A 16,831-nucleotide genomic window follows, 5' to 3' on the forward strand; every position below is an offset into this window, starting at 1 on the left:
TGTACTGCGCTGGACGAGTCGCCGCCAGAGGCGACGGCTCTTCAGCCCGTCCAAGCCCGCGCAGGCGGGCTTGGAGCCGCGGGCCTCAGCCCCGAGGGGGCTGTGCTTGCTTGGGGCGGCCCTTCGCTGCGCACGGCGGCCTCTCTATAGAATGCACCCATGAGTATTGATGCCGCCAACTTTGACGCCGGCCAGGCGCTGGCCCTGGCCAAAAAAACCTTTGAGATAGAGGCCGCCGCCGTGCTGGGGCTGGCCGGCCGTGTCGGCCCGGAGTTTGCCCGGGTGGTGCAGGCCATACTGGCCTGTCGCGGCCGGGTGGTCGTCATGGGCATGGGCAAAAGCGGCCATATCGGCCGCAAGATTGCCGCCACACTGGCCTCCACCGGCACGCCCGCCATGTTTGTGCACCCGGCCGAGGCCAGCCACGGCGACCTGGGCATGATCAAGGCGGTGGACGTGGTGCTGGCGATCTCCAACAGCGGCGAAAGCGAAGAGCTCAACGCCATCCTGCCCGTGCTGCGGCGCCTGGGCGTGCCGCTGATGGCGATCACCGGCGGCGCCCAGTCCACGCTGGCCCAGTATGCCGACATCACGCTCGACAGCAGCGTGGCGCAGGAAGCCTGTCCGCTGAACCTGGCGCCCACGGCCAGCACCATGGCCCAACTGGCCATGGGCGATGCGCTGGCGGTCGCCCTGCTCGATGCACGCGGTTTCAAGGAAGAGGACTTTGCCCGCTCGCACCCCGGCGGTGCGCTGGGCCGCAAGCTGCTGACCCATGTCAGCGATGTGATGCGCAGCGGCGACGCGATTCCGCAGGTGAGCCCCGGGACCAGCTTCACCGACCTCATGCGCGAGATGAGCGCCAAGGGCCTGGGCGCGTCGGCCGTGGTCGATGACGCCTGCCGCGTGCTGGGCATTTTCACCGACGGCGATTTGCGCCGCCTGATCGAAAAAGGCGTCGACCTGCGCGCCAGCAAGGCCGGCGATGTGATGCACCCGAATCCGCACACCCTGCGCGCCGGTGCGCTGGCCGTGGAGGCGGTGGCGCTGATGGAGCAGCAGCGCATCACCAGCGTGCTGGTGGTCGATGAGGCAGGCGTGCTGTGCGGCGCGCTCAACACCAACGATCTGATGCGGGCAAAAGTAATTTAATGGCCCCCACGCTTTTCACTTCGTGTAATGCGCTGGACGAGTCGCCGCCAGAGGCGACGGCTCTTCAGCCCGTCCAAGCCCGCGCAGGCGGGCTTGGAGCCGCGGGCCTCAGCCCCGAGGGGGCTGAACTTGGCTTGGGCGGCCCTTCGCGGCGTTCGCCTCCCACGCTCGGCACTGGTGTGTCCTCGCTGCCCCCCGAGGGGGCTAATTTTCCTAGGGGCGGCCCGTCGGAAAATTGCGCATCTTCGCTGAATGCTTCCCCAGGCTCTCCCGCGCTGAACTTTGCGCCGGAGTTGCTGCTGCGCGCCCAGCCGGTCAAGGTCGTCTTCTTCGATGTCGACGGCGTGCTGACCGATGGTGGCCTGTATTTTGGCGAGTACACGCCGGGCGATGCCCGGACCACGCAGCCTCTGGATGCGGCCGCGGCCGGCGAAACCCTCAAGCGCTTCAATGTGCTCGATGGCCATGGCCTGAAGCTGCTGCAAAAGGCCGGCATCACGCCGGCCGTGATCACCGGGCGCGACAGCCAGGTGCTGCGGGCCCGGCTCAAGGCGCTGGGCATTGTCCATGCGCACTTTGGCACCGAAGACAAGCGCCCGGCGGCTGAAATCACGCTGAAGGCGCTGGGGCTGGACTGGAGCCAGGCCGCCGCCATGGGCGACGACTGGCCGGACCTGCCGGTCATGCGCCGCGTGGCGCTGAGCTGCGCGCCGGCCAACGCCCACCTCGAAGTGCGGGCCGTGGCGCATTGCGTGACGCAGGCCCGCGGCGGCCATGGCGCAGTGCGCGAGCTGTGCGACCTGCTGCTGGTGGCCAGCGGCCACTATGCCCGCCTGCTGCAGGAGTACCTGCAATGACCGGTGCAGCCTCCGCCGGCGCGGTGTTGCAGGACGCGTGGGCGCGGGCCCTGCGCTTGTGGGACCGCCTGGCCATGTACCTGCCGCTGGTGCTCATGGGCGCGCTGGCGCTGGGCACGTACTGGCTGGTCCGCAACACCCCGATATTCAGCACCCCCGAGGTGGCGGCCGAGGCGACCCACGAACTGGACTACTTCATGCGCCGCTTCACCGTGAAAAATTTCGACGACGCCGGCCGGCTGAAAAGCGAGATCGCCGGAACCGAGGCCCGCCATTACCCCGATACCGACACGCTGGAAATCGACCAGGCCCGCATTCGCAGCATCAGTGCACAAGGCAAGCTGACCACCTCGACCGCCAACCGCGCGCTGAGCAATGCCGACGGCTCGGAGGTGCAATTGATGGGCAACGCGGTGGTGGTGCGCGAAGCGAGCCGCGACGCCAGCGGCAAGGAAACGCCCCGGCTGGAGTTCCGGGGCGAGTTTTTGCACGCCTTCCTGGACGAGGAACGTGTCCAGTCGCACAAGCCGGTGCTCTTGATACGCGGCAGCGACCAGTTCACCGGCGACAACTTTGCCTATGACAACCTCGAACGGGTGGCCGACCTCAAGGGGCGCGTCAAGGGCTACCTGGTGCCCAGGGCCGCCGGCAAGGCCACTGCGCCGCCGCCCGCGCGCTAGCGAGCCGGGCCGCAGATCCGCATGTCCCCACTCGTTTTCATCACCGGCGCCTCCAGCGGCATCGGCCAGGCGCTGGCCCTGCGCTTTCACCAGGCGGGCTACCGGCTGGCGCTGGTGGCGCGTCGCACTGCGGAGATCGAATCATGGGCCAGTGCCCACAACATCAGCGCCGGCCGCTATCGAATTTATAGCGCCGATGTGTCCATCGCGGACAGCATCGTGGCCGCCGGGCGTGCCTGCATCGCCGCCCAAGGCGTGCCTGACGTGGTGATTGCCAACGCCGGCATCAGCATGGGGGTGGACACCGCCATGCGTGAAGACCTTGACGTGATGCGGCAAACCTTTGCCACCAACAACCTGGGCATGGCGGCCACCTTTCATCCCTTTGTGACGGCGATGACGCAGCGCGGCTCGGGCGCGCTGGTGGGCATTGGCAGTGTGGCCGGCATACGCGGCCTGCCGGGGCACGGCGCCTACTGCGCCAGCAAGGCGGCGGTCATCAGCTACTGCGAGAGCTTGCGAGGCGAGCTCAAACCCAGTGGCGTCAAGGTCGTCACCCTCTGTCCAGGCTATATCGACACGCCGCTGACGCGGCAAAACCGCTATTCAATGCATTTCCTGATGCGGCCCGAGGCCTTTGCCGAGCGGGCCTTTGCGGCGATTGCGGCGGGCGCCAGCTACCGCGTGATTCCGTGGCAGATGGGCGTGGTGGCCAAACTGCTGCGCCTGCTGCCCAATGCCCTGTTTGACAAGCTGCTGTCGGGCCGCCCGCGCAAGCACCGCCAAAACCAGATCTGATCTTTGGGAGCCCCATGTGCACAGGCATGGGTGCTGCAAAAACAATAGCTGTCAGCGTCTTCTCCACAAGGGCCGGAAAGCAAAAAGGCTTCAAAACCTGGGTCTTGAAGCCTTTTAAGCTTTGAAGGCAAACTCCAGCCGGGGCTGGAGTCGCTGGCCCTTAACTATTCGTTATGGGCCAGCAGCTTGGGGTGTAAGGGCTTAGTAGCCGCCGCGACCACCGCCGCCACCGCCACCACTGCGGCCACCGCCGCCGTAGGGGCTGCGGAAACCGCCGTCGCTGCCGCCGCCACCACCGTAGCCGCCGCCACTGCGGCCACCACCACCGTAGCCGCCACCACCGCCGCCGCCACCAAAGCCGCCGCCGCTACGCGGAGGGCGGGCTTCCATGGGGCGGGCTTCGTTCACGACCACGCTGCGGCCGCCCAAAGGCTGGCCGTTCATGCCATTGATGGCTGCTTGCGCTTCCGCATCGCTGCCCATTTCCACAAAGCCAAAGCCTTTGGAGCGACCCGTGTCGCGTTCCATCATGACTTTAGCGCTGGTGACAGCGCCGAATTGGCTGAAAGATTGTTGCAAGTCTTCGTCGCGCACCGAGTAAGGCAGGTTGCCGACGTAAAGTTTGTTGCCCATGAAGGGACTCCTCTAAAACACAAAAACAAAAGCGATGGGGTCCCGAAAGCACAACAAATCTTTAAACGTACCGCTGTAGCGCGCGAAACTGACCGATCACCTAACTTGTGCGGATGCTGCCATCCACACCCTACGCATTATGCGCCAGATACGATAAAAGCATGCAACTATCGTTATTACCAATGCGGCCGGCCGATGCGGCAAAACTGCTTTTAAAGCCGCGCCAGCCCTCACTTTGCGGGCGCCTGGGGTGCCGGCAATGCCACCAGGAACCGGGGAAATCATCGTGAAATCCCGCCTGTTGCCAGGGCAGACCAAGCCCTGATGGGTGCCAAGAGGGTTTCTTCAGATGGTTTTCATGGAGCCTTAAAGTTTGATTTGGTCGATAAAAACCAGATAGTCAGCGCACACATACGCAGTGATGCTAACGGTCTTGAGGCAAGGCCCGAGCGCTGAGCTTCAAGGCCTTGCCACAGCGGGCCGCCTGTCAGCGCTTGCGCAGTGCAGGCCGTCGCCGGCGCCTTGTCAGGCAAGGCAAATATTTACATAAATATTTTCAAGCGCACTGGCTGGCGCATCAAAAAGCAGAGCAAGCAAGCCCCGATTCAAGGGCATTTGGCTAAAAACTGGGGCTTGGCAGGTGCTCGCCTTGGCCGAATCACGGCCCATCGTCAGAATAATGGCGCCAGCGTGCCATGGCTGCGCGTATGGTCAGCACCTGGTTTTCAAAATTGGGGCAGGCCTTGCAAGCCAGCAGATGCAGCTTCAGGGCGACGCGATCGGGCAGGCTCAGCGCGCGGTCTTCGCGCGCGATCAGCAGTGCGACAGCCTGCCGGCAGGTGCGTCTTAGCAAAGTGATGTTCGGTTTCACGCCAAAAGAGCCGATGGGTTATGGGTTTAGGTGCTGTGTTTGCCAAACCAGTGAATGTTCAGGCATTCCTGCAGACGCAAACGGGCGCGGTGCAGCTGGACATAAAGATTGGTCGGGGTCAGGGCCAATTCCTTACACACGTCTTCAGACGACAACTCCAGCCACTCACGCATCAAAAACACCCGGCCCAGCGCGGGCGGCAGGCGTTCCACACAAGCGTCCAGCACCTGGAAAAACTGGCTTTGCTGCAAGGTCTTGTCGGGGTCGCCCCAATCGTTGGGAGGGCTGGCAAAGTGGCCGTCGGCCGTGAAGGCCAGCCGATCCAGCTCATCGCCCTCGTCGTCCATCCCGAGGTCGGGCGTGGCCACTTCACGGGCATGGCTGCGGATCAGGTCAACCACCTTGTGCTTGAGAATGCCGATCAGCCAAGTCTTGAGCTGGGAGCGGTTGCCAAAGCTTTGCGGTTTGGACAGCGCCGCCAGCAAGGTTTCCGACACCGCATCTTCCGCCCAGCTGTCGTTGCGCAGCTGCAGGCGCGCAAAGCGTAGCAGGTAGGCACGGTGTTCGGCGATCTGGTGTTCTAGGGCCATGGCGCTAAGGGGTTTTAAGCGCGCATCATCGCACACGCGCTGGCGAAATGCTGAAAAAACAAGGGTTGCGGCAGCGCCGACAGTTGGCAAAATGTTCAGCCGGCTTGTAAGAAGCGGCCGTTTGGCCAGACTAAGCTTTAACCAGCACCGCGGCATGAGGCGCGGGCTGGTTAACATCCAACCTCAACTTTCAGGAGCATCCAAATGAACCAACAAGCCATGATCGCCGCGGCGGCGGCCTCCCTGCTGTCCACCCTGCTGGTCGCCACGCCCGCCCTCGCGCAGGAAAAGGGCAAGGAAAAATGCTACGGCGTGGCCCTGGCAGGCCAGAACGACTGCGCCAGTTTCTCGGGCCTGCACTCCTGCGCCGGCCAGACCAAGGCCAGCAATGACATTGCCGACTGGAAATACGTGGCCAAGGGCACTTGCGCCGGCATGAAAGGGCTGACTGCCGCCCAGGCCAAGGAAAAAATCGAGATGATGAAAAAAGACGCAGGCAAGAAGGGCTGACCGGAGCCTCCCATGGCAGGCATAGGCTGGCGTCATCCGCACTACGGCGAGCTGCTGGAGCGGGCCGCGGGCCCGCAACGGCCGGCGCTGGACTTTATCGAAGTCCACGCCGAGAACTTCTTTGCCGAAGGCGGCGCGGCGCTGGCCGTGCTGGCCCAGGGCCGCGCGCAGTATCCGGTGAGCCTGCACGGCGTGGGCCTGGCTTTGGGTTCGGCCGCCGGCGTCGATGCCTGGCATCTGGAGCAACTGGCGCGCCTGGTGCAGCGCATAGAACCGCTGCGCGTGAGCGACCATGCCTGCTTTGCCCGCGCGCCTCTCGGCGCTTATGGCGGTCAGACCGTCCACGCCGCCGACCTGCTGCCCATTCCCTTTCACAGCGAGGCGCTGGACGTGCTGGCCGCCAATGTGCAGCGCGTGCAGGACCGGCTCAAGCGTGCGATTGCGGTGGAAAACCTCTCGGCCTACATCGCCTGGAACAACAGCGAGATGGCCGAACCCGAATTCCTCGTCGCCCTGGCCAGTCGCACCGGCTGCGGCCTGCTGGTGGACGTGAACAACATCTATGTGAATGCGCTCAATGCACGCTTGCAGGACGCGGCCGTCGATCCGCTGGCCCAGTGCCGCGACTGGCTGGACGCGATTCCCGCCGCGGCCGTGGCCGAAATCCACCTTGCCGGCCACAAGGACTGCGGCGACATCGTGATTGACGACCATGGCAGCCGCGTGATCGCGCCGGTCTGGGCCCTGTACCGCCATGCGCTGGCACGCTTCGGCCCCGTGCCCACGCTGATCGAGTGGGACACCGAACTGCCCGCGCTGGACGTGCTGCTGGACGAGGCGGCCCAGGCCGACCGCATCGCGAGCGAGCTGGCCGAACCGGAGGTGGCGACATGAGCGCTCTCGCATTACAGCAGCAGACCCTGTTACAGGCGCTGTTCGGTGCACCGCAGGAAGCTAGCAAATTGATAGCTCCTCATGCCCATGGAGCCTGGGCTAGAGGCCTAAAAGCCTATCAAAGCAACGGCCATGCGCTGGCTCAGCGCAGCCTGCAGGCGACTTACCCGGTGCTGGCCCAGCTGCTGGGCGAAGAAAGTTTCGAGGCCCTGGCCTGCGCGCTGTGGCATGCCCAGCCGCCGCCGCGCGGCGATCTGGCGCTGTGGGGCGAGACCCTGCCGGCCTTCGTGGCAGTCAGCGCGCAGCTGGCCGACGAACCCTATCTGGCCGATGTGGCGCGCGTGGAATGGGCGCTGCACCGTGCGGCCAGCGCGGCCGACGCCCAGCCCGAGCTCGCCACGCTGGCGCTGATGACGGCGCACGAGCCCGCGCAGCTGGCTCTGCGGCTGGCGCCCGGCACGGCCGTGGTCGACAGTTTTTACCCGGTGGCCAGCATCGTCACGGCGCACCTGGAGGGCCAGCCCACGCTCGAGGAAGCCGGCCAGCGCCTGCGCGCCGGCCTGGGCGAGGCCGCGCTGGTCTGGCGCCAGGGCTTCAAGCCGCGCGTGCGCGCCGCGCAGCCGGGCGAGGCGGCTTTCGTGGCGGCGCTGCTAGACCCCCACGCTCGACACTGCGTGTCCTCGCTGCCCCCCGAGGGGGCGCAACCCGCCTTGGGGCGGCCCGGCGGCGGCTGGAGCGGGGGCTCGCTGGCGACAGCGCTGGAGCGAGCCGGCCCGCTCGACTTCCCATCCTGGCTGGCGCAGGCGGTGCATAGCGGCCTGTTGCTGGCCGTCACCGCGAATGGAGGCACATCATGAACACCCTGCTGCAACGCGCACTGGACCTCTGGTGCGCCCTCACCCGCGCGCTGGACCGCCTGCAGCCGCCAGCAGCCCTGGCCGCCCGGCTCTACATCGCCCAGGTCTTCTTCCTCTCGGGGCTGACCAAGACCCGCGACTGGGAGACCACGCTGGCCCTGTTTACCGATGAATACCATGTGCCCCTGCTGCCGCCGGCGCTGGCAGCGGCCATGGGCACCACGGGCGAGCTGGGGCTGTCCGTGCTGCTGGTGCTGGGCCTGGGCGGGCGCTTTGCCGCGCTGGGCCTCTCCGTGGTGAACGTGGTGGCCGTCATCAGCCTGAGCGAGATCGCGCCGGCGGCCTTGCAGCAGCATGTGTTTTGGGGTGCGCTGCTGGCGGGCCTGGCGATTTACGGCAGCGGCTCCTGGTCGCTGGACCGGTTCATCGCGCCGCGTCTGCTGAAGCACCAGTCCGGCACCAGGCTTTAAGGAAAAACGCCTCTAGCCCTTATTGGATGGGCGCAATTAGCTATTAAAAGCATAGCTACCCATTGATGCAATGAATCGGCAGATCGCCGGCCCTGACTAGCTATCGCCCACGGGTTGAACTGGCCATAATGAGGCGCAACAGGAGCGCACGCATGGCTGGCTACTCTGGCACACCTTTGGCGAACAGGCTCGCAATCATGGCATGCAGCACGGTGCTGCTGGCGGCGGGCCTGCTGGGCTGCAGCGAGTCACCGCGCCCCGACCTGAAACGGCTCTACCAGCTCAGTACCACCGACGCCGAAGCAGCGCCGGTCATCCTGATCCCCGGCGCCTTTGGCACCCGCCTGCGCGACCGGGTCAGCGGCGAAGAAATCTGGCCGGGGCCGTGGTGGCGCATTCTGTTTTCGTCCTACCCGGAGTTGGCCCTTGACATCGATCCGGCCACCAATGCGCCACGGCCTTCGCCGCTGGAGGCCTCGGGCATTGCCGAGCAGGCGCTGCGGCGCGATTTTTACCGCCCGATTCTGCAAACGCTGACGCAGTTTGGCGGCTACGCGCGGGCTCAGCCCGGCACCCCGGCGCGCAAGGGCGAGCGACGCTACTACGTGCTGTCCTACGACTGGCGGCAAGACACCTTGCACAGCGTGCGGGAGCTGGACCGCCTGATCGAGGCCGTGCGCCGTGACTACGCCGACCCGGCCCTGCGCGTCGATGTGGTGGCGCACAGCATGGGCGGCCTGATCGCGCGCTACTACCTGCGCTTTGGCACCCGCGATGTGCTGGACGGCACACCCCAGCAGGTGAGCATGGCCGGGGCCCAGCGGGTGCGCAAGCTGGTGTTGCTGGGCACGCCCAATCTGGGATCGGTCAGCTCATTGCACGCTTTCATCGGTGGCGAAAAGGTCATCTGGGGCCGTATTTCGCCGCGCACCCTGGCCACCTTTGCCAGCGGCTACCAGCTGTTTCCGCACCCGCTCAACAACTGGCTGGTGGATATCGCGGGCCAGCCGCGCCACGACGACTTGTTCGACGCCAAAACCTGGCAGCGCATGGCCTGGTCGGTTTATGAGCCCAGCCTGGCTGGCGCGGCCGACGCGCCGGTGCGGCAGCGCTACTTCGTTTACCAGCTGGAGCGTGCACGGCGTTTGGCCTGGATGTTGTCCGTGGCCGAACCGGTGTCGCCGGTGCGCTACGTGCTCTTTGGCGGTGGCTGCCATCTGACGCCGGCACGGTTGCTGGTGGAGCAAATCAATGGACGTGACACGGTGCGACTCACGCCATCAGAGATTGCAGCGCCACGGCCCGGTGTGCCCTACGACGAGCTGATGATAGAGCCCGGCGATGGCCGCGTCACCAAACCGTCCCTGCTGGCGCGCGAGACGCTGGACCCCGGCGCGCCGCAGAACGAGGACAGTTTTCTGCCGGTGGCTTATGCCTTCTTCCTGTGCGAGGACCACGCCTTGCTGACCAGCAACATCAACTTTCAGGACAACCTGCTCAACGTGCTGCTGTCACGCCAGCCGTCTCCCGAGGGCAAATAGTGGACTCATGTCGTGCCCTGTTGCACGCCAAGGCCGGTGTTCCTACCAGGTCGCTTCGCGCTCAGATGTGGCGCTGATTTTGTGGACCGACAGGTCGGCGCCGTCAAATTCTTCTTCCTGGCTCAGGCGCAGCCCCATGCTTGCCTTGAGCGCACCATAAACGACAAAGCCCGCCAGCAGTGCCCAGACCACGCCCATGGCACTGCCGATCAGCTGTGCGCCAAAACTTACACCACCCAGGCCGCCCAGCGCCTGGCTGCCAAAAATGCCAGCCGCGATACCGCCCCAAGCGCCGCACAAGCCATGCAGCGGCCAGACGCCCAGCACGTCGTCAATCTTCCATTTGTTTTGCGTCAGCGTGAACATCACGACAAACACGCCCCCGGCCACGCCGCCGGTGACCAGCGCGCCCAGCGGATGCATCAGGTCAGAGCCGGCGCACACGGCCACCAGACCGGCCAGCGGCCCGTTGTGTACAAAGCCGGGGTCGTTTTTGCCAAAGACCAGCGCTGCCAGCGTGCCGCCGACCATGGCCATCAGCGAGTTGACGGCGACCAGGCCGGAAATCTTGTCTATGGTCTGGGCGCTCATGACATTGAAGCCAAACCAGCCGACCGTCAAAATCCAGGCGCCCAGCGCAAGGAACGGGATGTTGGAGGGCGGGTGGGCCGCTATCACTTCCCGCCCTGCGCCATCCTTGCGGTAGCGATTGCTGCGGGCGCCCAGCAGGATCACGGCCGGCAAGGCCAGCCAGCCGCCCACCGCATGCACCACGATGGAGCCGGCAAAGTCATGGAATTCGGCGCCGGTCAGCGATTTGATCCAGCCCTGCACGCCAAAATGCTGGTTCCAGACAATACCCTCAAAGAAAGGGTAGACAAAGCCGACGATGACCGCTGTTGCAATCAGTTGTGGGTAAAAACGGGCGCGTTCGGCAATACCGCCCGAAATAATCGCCGGAATGGCGGCCGCAAAGGTCAGCAAAAAGAAGAACTTGACCAACTCGTAGCCGTTTTTGGCGGCCAGCTGCTCGGCGCCGACAAAAAAGCTGGTGCCATAGGCCACGCCGTAGCCGACCACAAAATAGACCACGGTGGAGACCGAGAAGTCCACCAGAATCTTGACCAGGGCATTGACCTGGTTCTTTTTGCGGACCGTGCCCAGCTCCAGAAAGGCAAAACCGGCGTGCATGGCCAGCACCATGATGCCGCCCAGCAGAATGAACAAGGCGTCCGAGCCCTGTTTTAGTGCTTCCATAGATTCCCTCTTGAATGAAATGTTGTCTTTTGGTGCGTTTTTTGACTGATTTTGAAAATCGCACCAAATACAAGCAATAAATGCGCCAAAAAGTGGCGGCAGGCGGTTTCTCCATCAAGCTTGCGCGCGAAACGCACTTGATAACGGTGGGTATAACTTTTGAGCAAGCCAGGACTTATCCACAGAAAACACTGGCAAACCAAAGTTGTTCATGTTGGGCAGGGGACTTGGCTGGACACTAAACACAAGGTTAAACAATGGTCAAGTGCTTGATTAATAAGGGAAAAATAAGGATATGCACAGAAAGCGACGGTCCTTATTACTACTACTAATTTAAATAAGAAGATTAAAGATAAATACGGAAGAAAGCCTCGCCGCCAAAAAATCTGCCCAGGATCGCGTGACGGCCTTGCCGGGCGAAGCCCAAACGCCGGCGCTTACAATGCGTGCTGTCATTGGGGAGTAGCCAGCCTTTCACGCGTTGAAAGGGGCTTGCGTCAACAGACTTGTCTCGCATGGACATGGCGCAAGCGGTCTTCGGATCACGCGAGACCTTTGACTGCACAGCCTTCCGCTTCAGGCCGGGGATGCCGTGCAGTCATGGGTTTTGTTCCGGCCGGAGTCTTTTCATGCAAGCTTTCCTCGTCTCCACCGGCATCGTTGCCCTCGCCGAAATGGGCGACAAAACGCAACTTCTCGCGCTGGTGCTGGCCGCACGGTTTCGCAAACCCTGGCCCATCGTCCTCGGCATCCTGGTTGCCACCATGGCCAACCACGCCATGGCCGGTGCGCTCGGCGCCTGGGTCACCACCTTCATCGGCCCGCAGGTTTTGCGCTGGATTTTGGGGGCCTCTTTCATCGCCATGGCGTTGTGGATGCTGACTCCTGACAAGCTCGATAGCGACGCTGAGAAGCCGCCGCCCCGTTTTGGCGTGTTCGGCACCACGGTTGCGGTGTTTTTTCTCGCGGAAATGGGTGACAAAACCCAGATTGCCACCGTCATGCTGGCCGCGCAGTATGAAGCCTATGCGGGCGTGGTGGCCGGCACCACCCTGGGCATGATGCTGGCCAATGCGCCGGTGGTGTGGCTGGGTGAGCGGGTCACGCGCCTGCTGCCGCTGCGCGTGGTGCACAGCGTTTCGGCGCTGATTTTTGCCGGGCTGGGTGTCACTGCGTTGCTGCTCAAAGCAGCCTGAGTCAGGAATCTCGGGCCAAGTTGCTATACTTGGCACAGCGCCGATTTGCTCAGCTTGCGGGCGCTTAAAAAGTACAGCTAAAGACGACGCCATGGACCCGGACTCGCTTTAGCGAAGCCGGGTTTTTGTTTTTCTACAGGTGATTTTTTGACTTTAGTCGCAACACCCTTGACCATGCATTTCGCGCAGGCCCTGCCGCTGCAAAGTGGCGCGTCCATCCGTGCCTACGACCTGAGTTACGAGACCTACGGCACGCTCAATGCCGACAAGTCCAATGCGGTGCTGATCTGCCACGCGTTGAATGCCTCCCACCATGTGGCGGGCGTCTACCTGGACGAACGCGGCACGGCCATTAACAAATCCGAAGGCTGGTGGGACACCATGATTGGCCCCGGCAAACCGGTGGACACCGAGCAGTTTTTCGTCATCGGTGTCAACAACCTGGGCTCCTGCTTTGGCTCGACCGGGCCGATGCAGATCAACCCGGACAGCGGTGAAATCTATGGCGCCGACTTTCCCGTGGTCACGGTGCAGGACTGGGTCAATGCGCAGGCGCGCCTGCTGGATGCGCTGGGCATCCAGACGCTGGCCGCGGTGATGGGCGGCAGCCTGGGCGGCATGCAGGCCCTGAGCTGGACCTTGCAGTACCCGGACCGGGTGCGGCACGCCGTGGTGGTGGCCAGCGCGCCCAACCTGACGGCCGAAAACATTGCTTTCAACGAGGTGGCGCGCCGCGCCATCGTGACCGACCCCGATTTTCACGGCGGCCATTTTTACCGCCACGGCGTGCTGCCCAAGCGCGGCCTGCGCATCGCCCGCATGATTGGCCACATCACCTACCTCAGTGACGACGTGATGAATGAAAAGTTTGGCCGCAAGCTCAGAAGCCTGGTGGCGGCCGATGGCACGGTGAGCAACGACGACGATATCCGCTATACCACCCAAGAGGTCGAATTCCAGATCGAAAGCTACCTGCGCTACCAGGGCGACAAGTTCAGCGAGTACTTCGATGCCAACACCTATTTGCTGATCACCCGCGCGCTCGATTACTTTGACCCGGCCAAGGACTTTGGCGGCGACCTGACCCGCGCGCTGGCGGTGGCCCGCGCCAAATTCCTGCTGGTGAGCTTTAGCACCGACTGGCGGTTTTCTCCCGCGCGCAGCCGCGAGATCGTCAAGGCCCTGCTCGACAACCAGCACGATGTGAGCTACGCCGAGATCGATGCGCCGCACGGTCATGATGCCTTTTTGCTCGATGACCCCCGCTATCTGGGCGTGGTGCGCTCCTATTTTAAGAGCAAGGTGGCCGCATGAACCAGTCTGTTGAAATTAACGCACAGCCCTCGGCGGCTCTGCTGTCCATCGCCCGGCTGGTGCCGCCCGGCTCGCGCGTGCTCGATCTGGGTTGCGGCACCGGCGAGCTGCTGGCCCACCTGATCCGCGAGCGCGGCTGCTCGGGCTATGGCATCGAGATCAACGATGCCAATGTGCAGGCTTGCGTGGCGCGCGGCGTCAACGTGATCCAGCTCAACCTCGACGAGGGGCTGAGCATGTTTGGCGATGACTCGTTCGACGTGGTGCTGCAGATCGATACGCTGCAGCACCTGCGCAATGCCGAAATCATGCTGCGCGAAACCGCCCGCGTCGGGCGCATCGGCGTGGTGGCTTTCCCCAACTTCGCCCACTGGCCGAACCGCCTGGCCGTGCTGCGCGGGCGCATGCCGGTGACCAAGGTGCTGCCCTACCAGTGGTACGACACCCCCAATATCCGTGTCGGCACGCTGCAGGACTTTGAAGCGCTGGCGCTGCAAAACCAGCTGCAGATCCTGGACTCGTTTGGCCTGCAGGATGGCCGGGAGATCCGCTTCTGGCCGAATGCCCGTGCCAGCCGCGCGGTCTTCAAGTTCCGCCGCGCTTGATGCCGTCATTCGGGCTGGCGCCGCGAAGGGCCGCCCCGAGCAAGCACAGCCCCCGAGGGGCTGACGTCCGCGGCTCCAAGCCTGCCTGCGCAGGCTTGGACGGACGGAAGAGCCGCTGCGTCTGGCAGCGGCACGTCCAGCGCATTACACGAAGTGAAAAGCGTGGGGGCAGGGGATGGCGGACCGTCGGCGCTGGTGCTACTATTCGGGCATCGGGATTTCAGCCTCCCGACTCTTCACAGATAGACGGTGTCCCGTCCAAGCGCTGGCAATTGACTTGGAGTATTTTCCGTGGACACCTCTTTCATTCCTGTTTCTTCTCTTCCGCTTTCTATTTCACCGCAAGAGCTCGCCGTCCGCATGGGCCGCGCGGATGCCCCGTTGCTGCTCGATGTGCGACGCGAGGCCAAATTCCTTGAAAGTCGGCACCTGCTGGCTGGCGCGCGACGTTGCGCACCCGAAGACGTGGCGGCCTTTGCGGTCTCACAGCCGCCTTGCGAGGTGGTTGTTTACTGTGTCTATGGCCACAATGTCAGCGCCGATGCCGTGGCCATACTGCGTGCGGCGGGCTGGAACGCACGCGCGCTGGCCGGTGGCATAGCGGGTGGCGAAGACGGCGTGGATACACCGCAAGACATCGCGCAGTGGCGTGCGCATCGCCTGCCCACCGTGCTCAAGCGGCCCGATTGGGGCGTCACCGGTGAGCAGGCTTCGCGCTGGATCACGCGCGAACGCCCCAAGATCGACCGCATCGCCTGCCCCTGGTTGATACGCCGTTTTATCGATCCGCGTGCGGAGTTTTTCTATGTGCCCACGGCCAAGGTGTTTGAAGAGGCAGCGCGTCTGGGAGCGGTGGCTTACGACATTCCGGGCGCGCCGGTCTCGCACGAGGGCGAGCTGTGCAGCTTTGACACCCTGCTGCGGGCGTTTGAGTTGAGCGATCCGGCATTGGGGGCGCTGGCTGGCATTGTGCGCGGCGCAGACACCGACAGGCTGGAACTGGCGCCGCAATCCGCCGGCTTGCTGGCCTTGTCGCTGGGCTTGTCGCGCCTGCATGAGGACGACCACGCCATGCTGCAGGCGGCTCTTCCGCTGTATGACGCGCTGTATGCCTGGTGCCGGGACGTGCAGGCCGAGACGCACAGCTGGAAGCCCGAGACCATGCAAGTGAAAGGGTACGCAGCGTGAGCGATAGCCCTCAAACCGTCCTCGCCCCTTCTGTGGTGAGCTTTGCGCAGGCGTTCAGGTTCTGGCTCAAGCTGGGCTTCATCAGCTTCGGCGGGCCCGCCGGGCAAATTGCCATCATGCACCGCGAACTGGTGGAGCAAAAACGCTGGATCTCGGAAAAACGCTTTCTGCATGCGCTGAACTACTGCATGCTGCTGCCCGGACCCGAGGCGCAGCAGCTGGCCACCTACATTGGCTGGCTGATGCACCGCACCTGGGGTGGCGTGGTGGCGGGCGCCCTGTTTGTGCTGCCCTCGCTGTTCATTCTGATCGCGCTGAGCTGGATCTACGTGGCCTTTGGCGACGTGGCGCTGGTTGCCGGTCTGTTCTACGGCATCAAGCCGGCGGTGGCGGCGATTGTCTTGCAGGCAGTTCACCGGATAGGCGGCAAGTCATTGAAAAATCCGGCCAAAGCCCCCATTCCCTGGGCGGTGGCAGCTATCAGTTTCATAGCAATTGCGGCGCTGCACGTGCCCTTTCCGTGGGTTGTTTTGGGTGCGGCGCTGACCGGCTGGCTGTGCGCGAAGTTCGCGCCCGGGCAGTTTGCCGCCGGGGGCGCGCACGGGACGGCGCAGGCGGCGCACAGCCCGGCGCTGATCGACGACCACACCCCCACACCCGAGCATGCACGCTTCAAGAAATCGCGGCTGGCCACGGTGCTGGCGATTGGCGCCGTTCTTTGGCTGGCCCCAATGGGCGTGCTGCTGGCCGCGCAGGGCTGGAACGGTACGCTCACGCAAATGGGCTGGTTCTTCACCAAGGCGGCGTTGCTGACTTTCGGCGGAGCCTACGCGGTGCTGCCCTATGTTTACCAGGGGGCGGTGGAGCAGTTCCAGTGGCTCACCGGTCCACAGATGATCGACGGCCTGGCGCTGGGCGAAACCACGCCCGGCCCGCTGATCATGGTGGTGGCCTTTGTCGGTTTCGTGGGCGGCTGGGCCAAGCAGGTGCTGGGGCCCGAGGCGCTGTTCCTTGGCGCGGCGCTGGCGGCCACGGTGGTGACCTGGTTCACCTTCCTGCCTTCGTTTCTGTTCATCCTGGCCGGCGGGCCGTTGGTGGAGTCAACCCACGGGAAGCTGCATTTCACGGCGCCGCTGGCCGCCATCACCGCCGCGGTGGTCGGGGTCATTGCCAGTCTTGCTCTGTTTTTCATAGCGCATATCGCTTTCAAAACGGGGGCTGCAGCCGGTTTTCTTTCCAATGTGGAGTGGCCCGCGCTGGCCATCATGGTGGCGGCAGGCGTCGCGCTGCTGCGTTACAAGGTGGGGGTGATTCCGGTGATTGCGGGCTGCGCGCTGGTTGGCTTGGCGCTGCGGCTGTCGGCTTGGGCTTGAGCCAGGAGTTTGCCCGGCCGGTGGGTTAAAGTTGTATGATAAATT

General features: G+C 64.0%; 18 protein-coding genes and 1 riboswitch. Of the genes, 14 read left to right on the forward strand and 4 right to left on the reverse strand.

Going from position 1 to position 16,831, the window contains the following annotated elements:
* The first annotated feature begins 159 nt into the window (after nucleotides 1-159).
* The 4 genes from V6M61_RS17385 (at nucleotide 160) to V6M61_RS17400 (ending at nucleotide 3,487) form a co-directional block, all read left to right on the forward strand.
* On the forward strand, nucleotides 160-1,152 hold the full coding sequence (locus V6M61_RS17385; protein ID WP_332777850.1) for a KpsF/GutQ family sugar-phosphate isomerase: 993 nt from the start codon (nucleotides 160-162) through the stop codon (nucleotides 1,150-1,152).
* 248 nt (nucleotides 1,153-1,400) lie between these two features.
* A complete protein-coding gene (locus V6M61_RS17390) occupies nucleotides 1,401-2,009 on the forward strand; it encodes a KdsC family phosphatase (RefSeq protein ID WP_332777985.1) in 609 nt (202 codons plus the stop codon).
* Nucleotides 2,006-2,689 (forward strand): LPS export ABC transporter periplasmic protein LptC, encoded by a 684-nt coding sequence (gene lptC, locus V6M61_RS17395; protein WP_332777851.1) that lies wholly within the window; start codon nucleotides 2,006-2,008, stop codon nucleotides 2,687-2,689. The genes V6M61_RS17390 and lptC overlap by 4 nt, the downstream gene beginning before the upstream one ends.
* A gap of 21 nt (nucleotides 2,690-2,710) precedes the next feature.
* Entirely contained in the window at nucleotides 2,711-3,487 is a 777-nt protein-coding gene (locus V6M61_RS17400) for an SDR family oxidoreductase (protein WP_332777852.1), read from the forward strand.
* Nucleotides 3,488-3,688: 201 nt separating this feature from the next.
* Here V6M61_RS17400 and V6M61_RS17405 read toward each other — a convergent pair whose 3' ends face one another.
* The 3 genes from V6M61_RS17405 to V6M61_RS17415 all read right to left on the reverse strand — a co-directional run bounded on the left by V6M61_RS17405 (nucleotide 3,689) and on the right by V6M61_RS17415 (nucleotide 5,581).
* Nucleotides 3,689-4,120, reverse strand: coding sequence for an RNA recognition motif domain-containing protein (locus tag V6M61_RS17405; RefSeq protein ID WP_332777853.1), 432 nt, complete (start codon nucleotides 4,118-4,120; stop codon nucleotides 3,689-3,691).
* Nucleotides 4,121-4,778: 658 nt separating this feature from the next.
* Nucleotides 4,779-4,991: a zf-HC2 domain-containing protein gene (locus tag V6M61_RS17410; RefSeq protein ID WP_332777854.1), complete on the reverse strand. Its 213-nt coding sequence runs from the start codon at nucleotides 4,989-4,991 to the stop codon at nucleotides 4,779-4,781.
* Between the two features lie 26 nt (nucleotides 4,992-5,017).
* Nucleotides 5,018-5,581, reverse strand: a complete 564-nt coding sequence (locus V6M61_RS17415) for a sigma-70 family RNA polymerase sigma factor (protein ID WP_332777855.1) — start codon at nucleotides 5,579-5,581, stop codon at nucleotides 5,018-5,020.
* Nucleotides 5,582-5,785: 204 nt separating this feature from the next.
* Here V6M61_RS17415 and V6M61_RS17420 point away from each other — a divergent pair, with 204 nt between their 5' ends.
* From V6M61_RS17420 to V6M61_RS17440, 5 genes are all read left to right on the forward strand, one after another.
* The gene (locus V6M61_RS17420; RefSeq protein ID WP_332777856.1) at nucleotides 5,786-6,091 is read left to right on the forward strand and encodes a BufA1 family periplasmic bufferin-type metallophore; all 306 of its coding nucleotides are present in this window, start codon (nucleotides 5,786-5,788) and stop codon (nucleotides 6,089-6,091) included.
* A 12-nt stretch (nucleotides 6,092-6,103) separates the two neighbouring features.
* Nucleotides 6,104-6,985 carry an MNIO family bufferin maturase gene (gene bufB / locus V6M61_RS17425; RefSeq protein WP_332777857.1) on the forward strand — a complete coding sequence of 294 codons (882 nt, stop codon included), beginning with the start codon at nucleotides 6,104-6,106 and terminating at the stop codon, nucleotides 6,983-6,985.
* On the forward strand, nucleotides 6,982-7,842 hold the full coding sequence (locus V6M61_RS17430; RefSeq protein WP_332777858.1) for an HvfC/BufC family peptide modification chaperone: 861 nt from the start codon (nucleotides 6,982-6,984) through the stop codon (nucleotides 7,840-7,842). The genes bufB and V6M61_RS17430 overlap by 4 nt, the downstream gene beginning before the upstream one ends.
* Entirely contained in the window at nucleotides 7,839-8,312 is a 474-nt protein-coding gene (locus V6M61_RS17435) for a DoxX family protein (protein ID WP_332777859.1), read from the forward strand. The genes V6M61_RS17430 and V6M61_RS17435 overlap by 4 nt, the downstream gene beginning before the upstream one ends.
* A 152-nt stretch (nucleotides 8,313-8,464) precedes the next feature.
* Nucleotides 8,465-9,853, forward strand: coding sequence for an esterase/lipase family protein (locus V6M61_RS17440; protein ID WP_332777860.1), 1,389 nt, complete (start codon nucleotides 8,465-8,467; stop codon nucleotides 9,851-9,853).
* A gap of 42 nt (nucleotides 9,854-9,895) precedes the next feature.
* Here V6M61_RS17440 and V6M61_RS17445 read toward each other — a convergent pair whose 3' ends face one another.
* Nucleotides 9,896-11,110, reverse strand: coding sequence for an ammonium transporter (locus V6M61_RS17445; RefSeq protein ID WP_332777861.1), 1,215 nt, complete (start codon nucleotides 11,108-11,110; stop codon nucleotides 9,896-9,898).
* Between the two features lie 445 nt (nucleotides 11,111-11,555).
* Nucleotides 11,556-11,736: riboswitch (yybP-ykoY riboswitch) on the forward strand.
* A 3-nt stretch (nucleotides 11,737-11,739) separates the two neighbouring features.
* Between V6M61_RS17445 and V6M61_RS17450 the strand changes: the two genes are divergently transcribed.
* The 5 genes from V6M61_RS17450 (at nucleotide 11,740) to chrA (ending at nucleotide 16,786) form a co-directional block, all read left to right on the forward strand.
* Nucleotides 11,740-12,306: a TMEM165/GDT1 family protein gene (locus tag V6M61_RS17450; protein WP_332777862.1), complete on the forward strand. Its 567-nt coding sequence runs from the start codon at nucleotides 11,740-11,742 to the stop codon at nucleotides 12,304-12,306.
* A 147-nt stretch (nucleotides 12,307-12,453) separates the two neighbouring features.
* The gene (gene metX, locus V6M61_RS17455; RefSeq protein ID WP_332777863.1) at nucleotides 12,454-13,620 is read left to right on the forward strand and encodes a homoserine O-succinyltransferase MetX; all 1,167 of its coding nucleotides are present in this window, start codon (nucleotides 12,454-12,456) and stop codon (nucleotides 13,618-13,620) included.
* On the forward strand, nucleotides 13,617-14,225 hold the full coding sequence (metW, locus tag V6M61_RS17460; RefSeq protein ID WP_332777864.1) for a methionine biosynthesis protein MetW: 609 nt from the start codon (nucleotides 13,617-13,619) through the stop codon (nucleotides 14,223-14,225). The genes metX and metW overlap by 4 nt, the downstream gene beginning before the upstream one ends.
* A 291-nt stretch (nucleotides 14,226-14,516) precedes the next feature.
* Entirely contained in the window at nucleotides 14,517-15,413 is an 897-nt protein-coding gene (locus tag V6M61_RS17465; protein ID WP_332777865.1) for a chromate resistance protein ChrB domain-containing protein, read from the forward strand.
* Nucleotides 15,410-16,786 (forward strand): chromate efflux transporter, encoded by a 1,377-nt coding sequence (gene chrA, locus V6M61_RS17470; protein ID WP_332777866.1) that lies wholly within the window; start codon nucleotides 15,410-15,412, stop codon nucleotides 16,784-16,786. The genes V6M61_RS17465 and chrA overlap by 4 nt, the downstream gene beginning before the upstream one ends.
* The last annotated feature ends 45 nt before the right edge of the window (nucleotides 16,787-16,831 follow it).

Source organism: Polaromonas sp. (genome assembly GCF_036676035.1).
Lineage (GTDB): Bacteria > Pseudomonadota > Gammaproteobacteria > Burkholderiales > Burkholderiaceae_C > Polaromonas.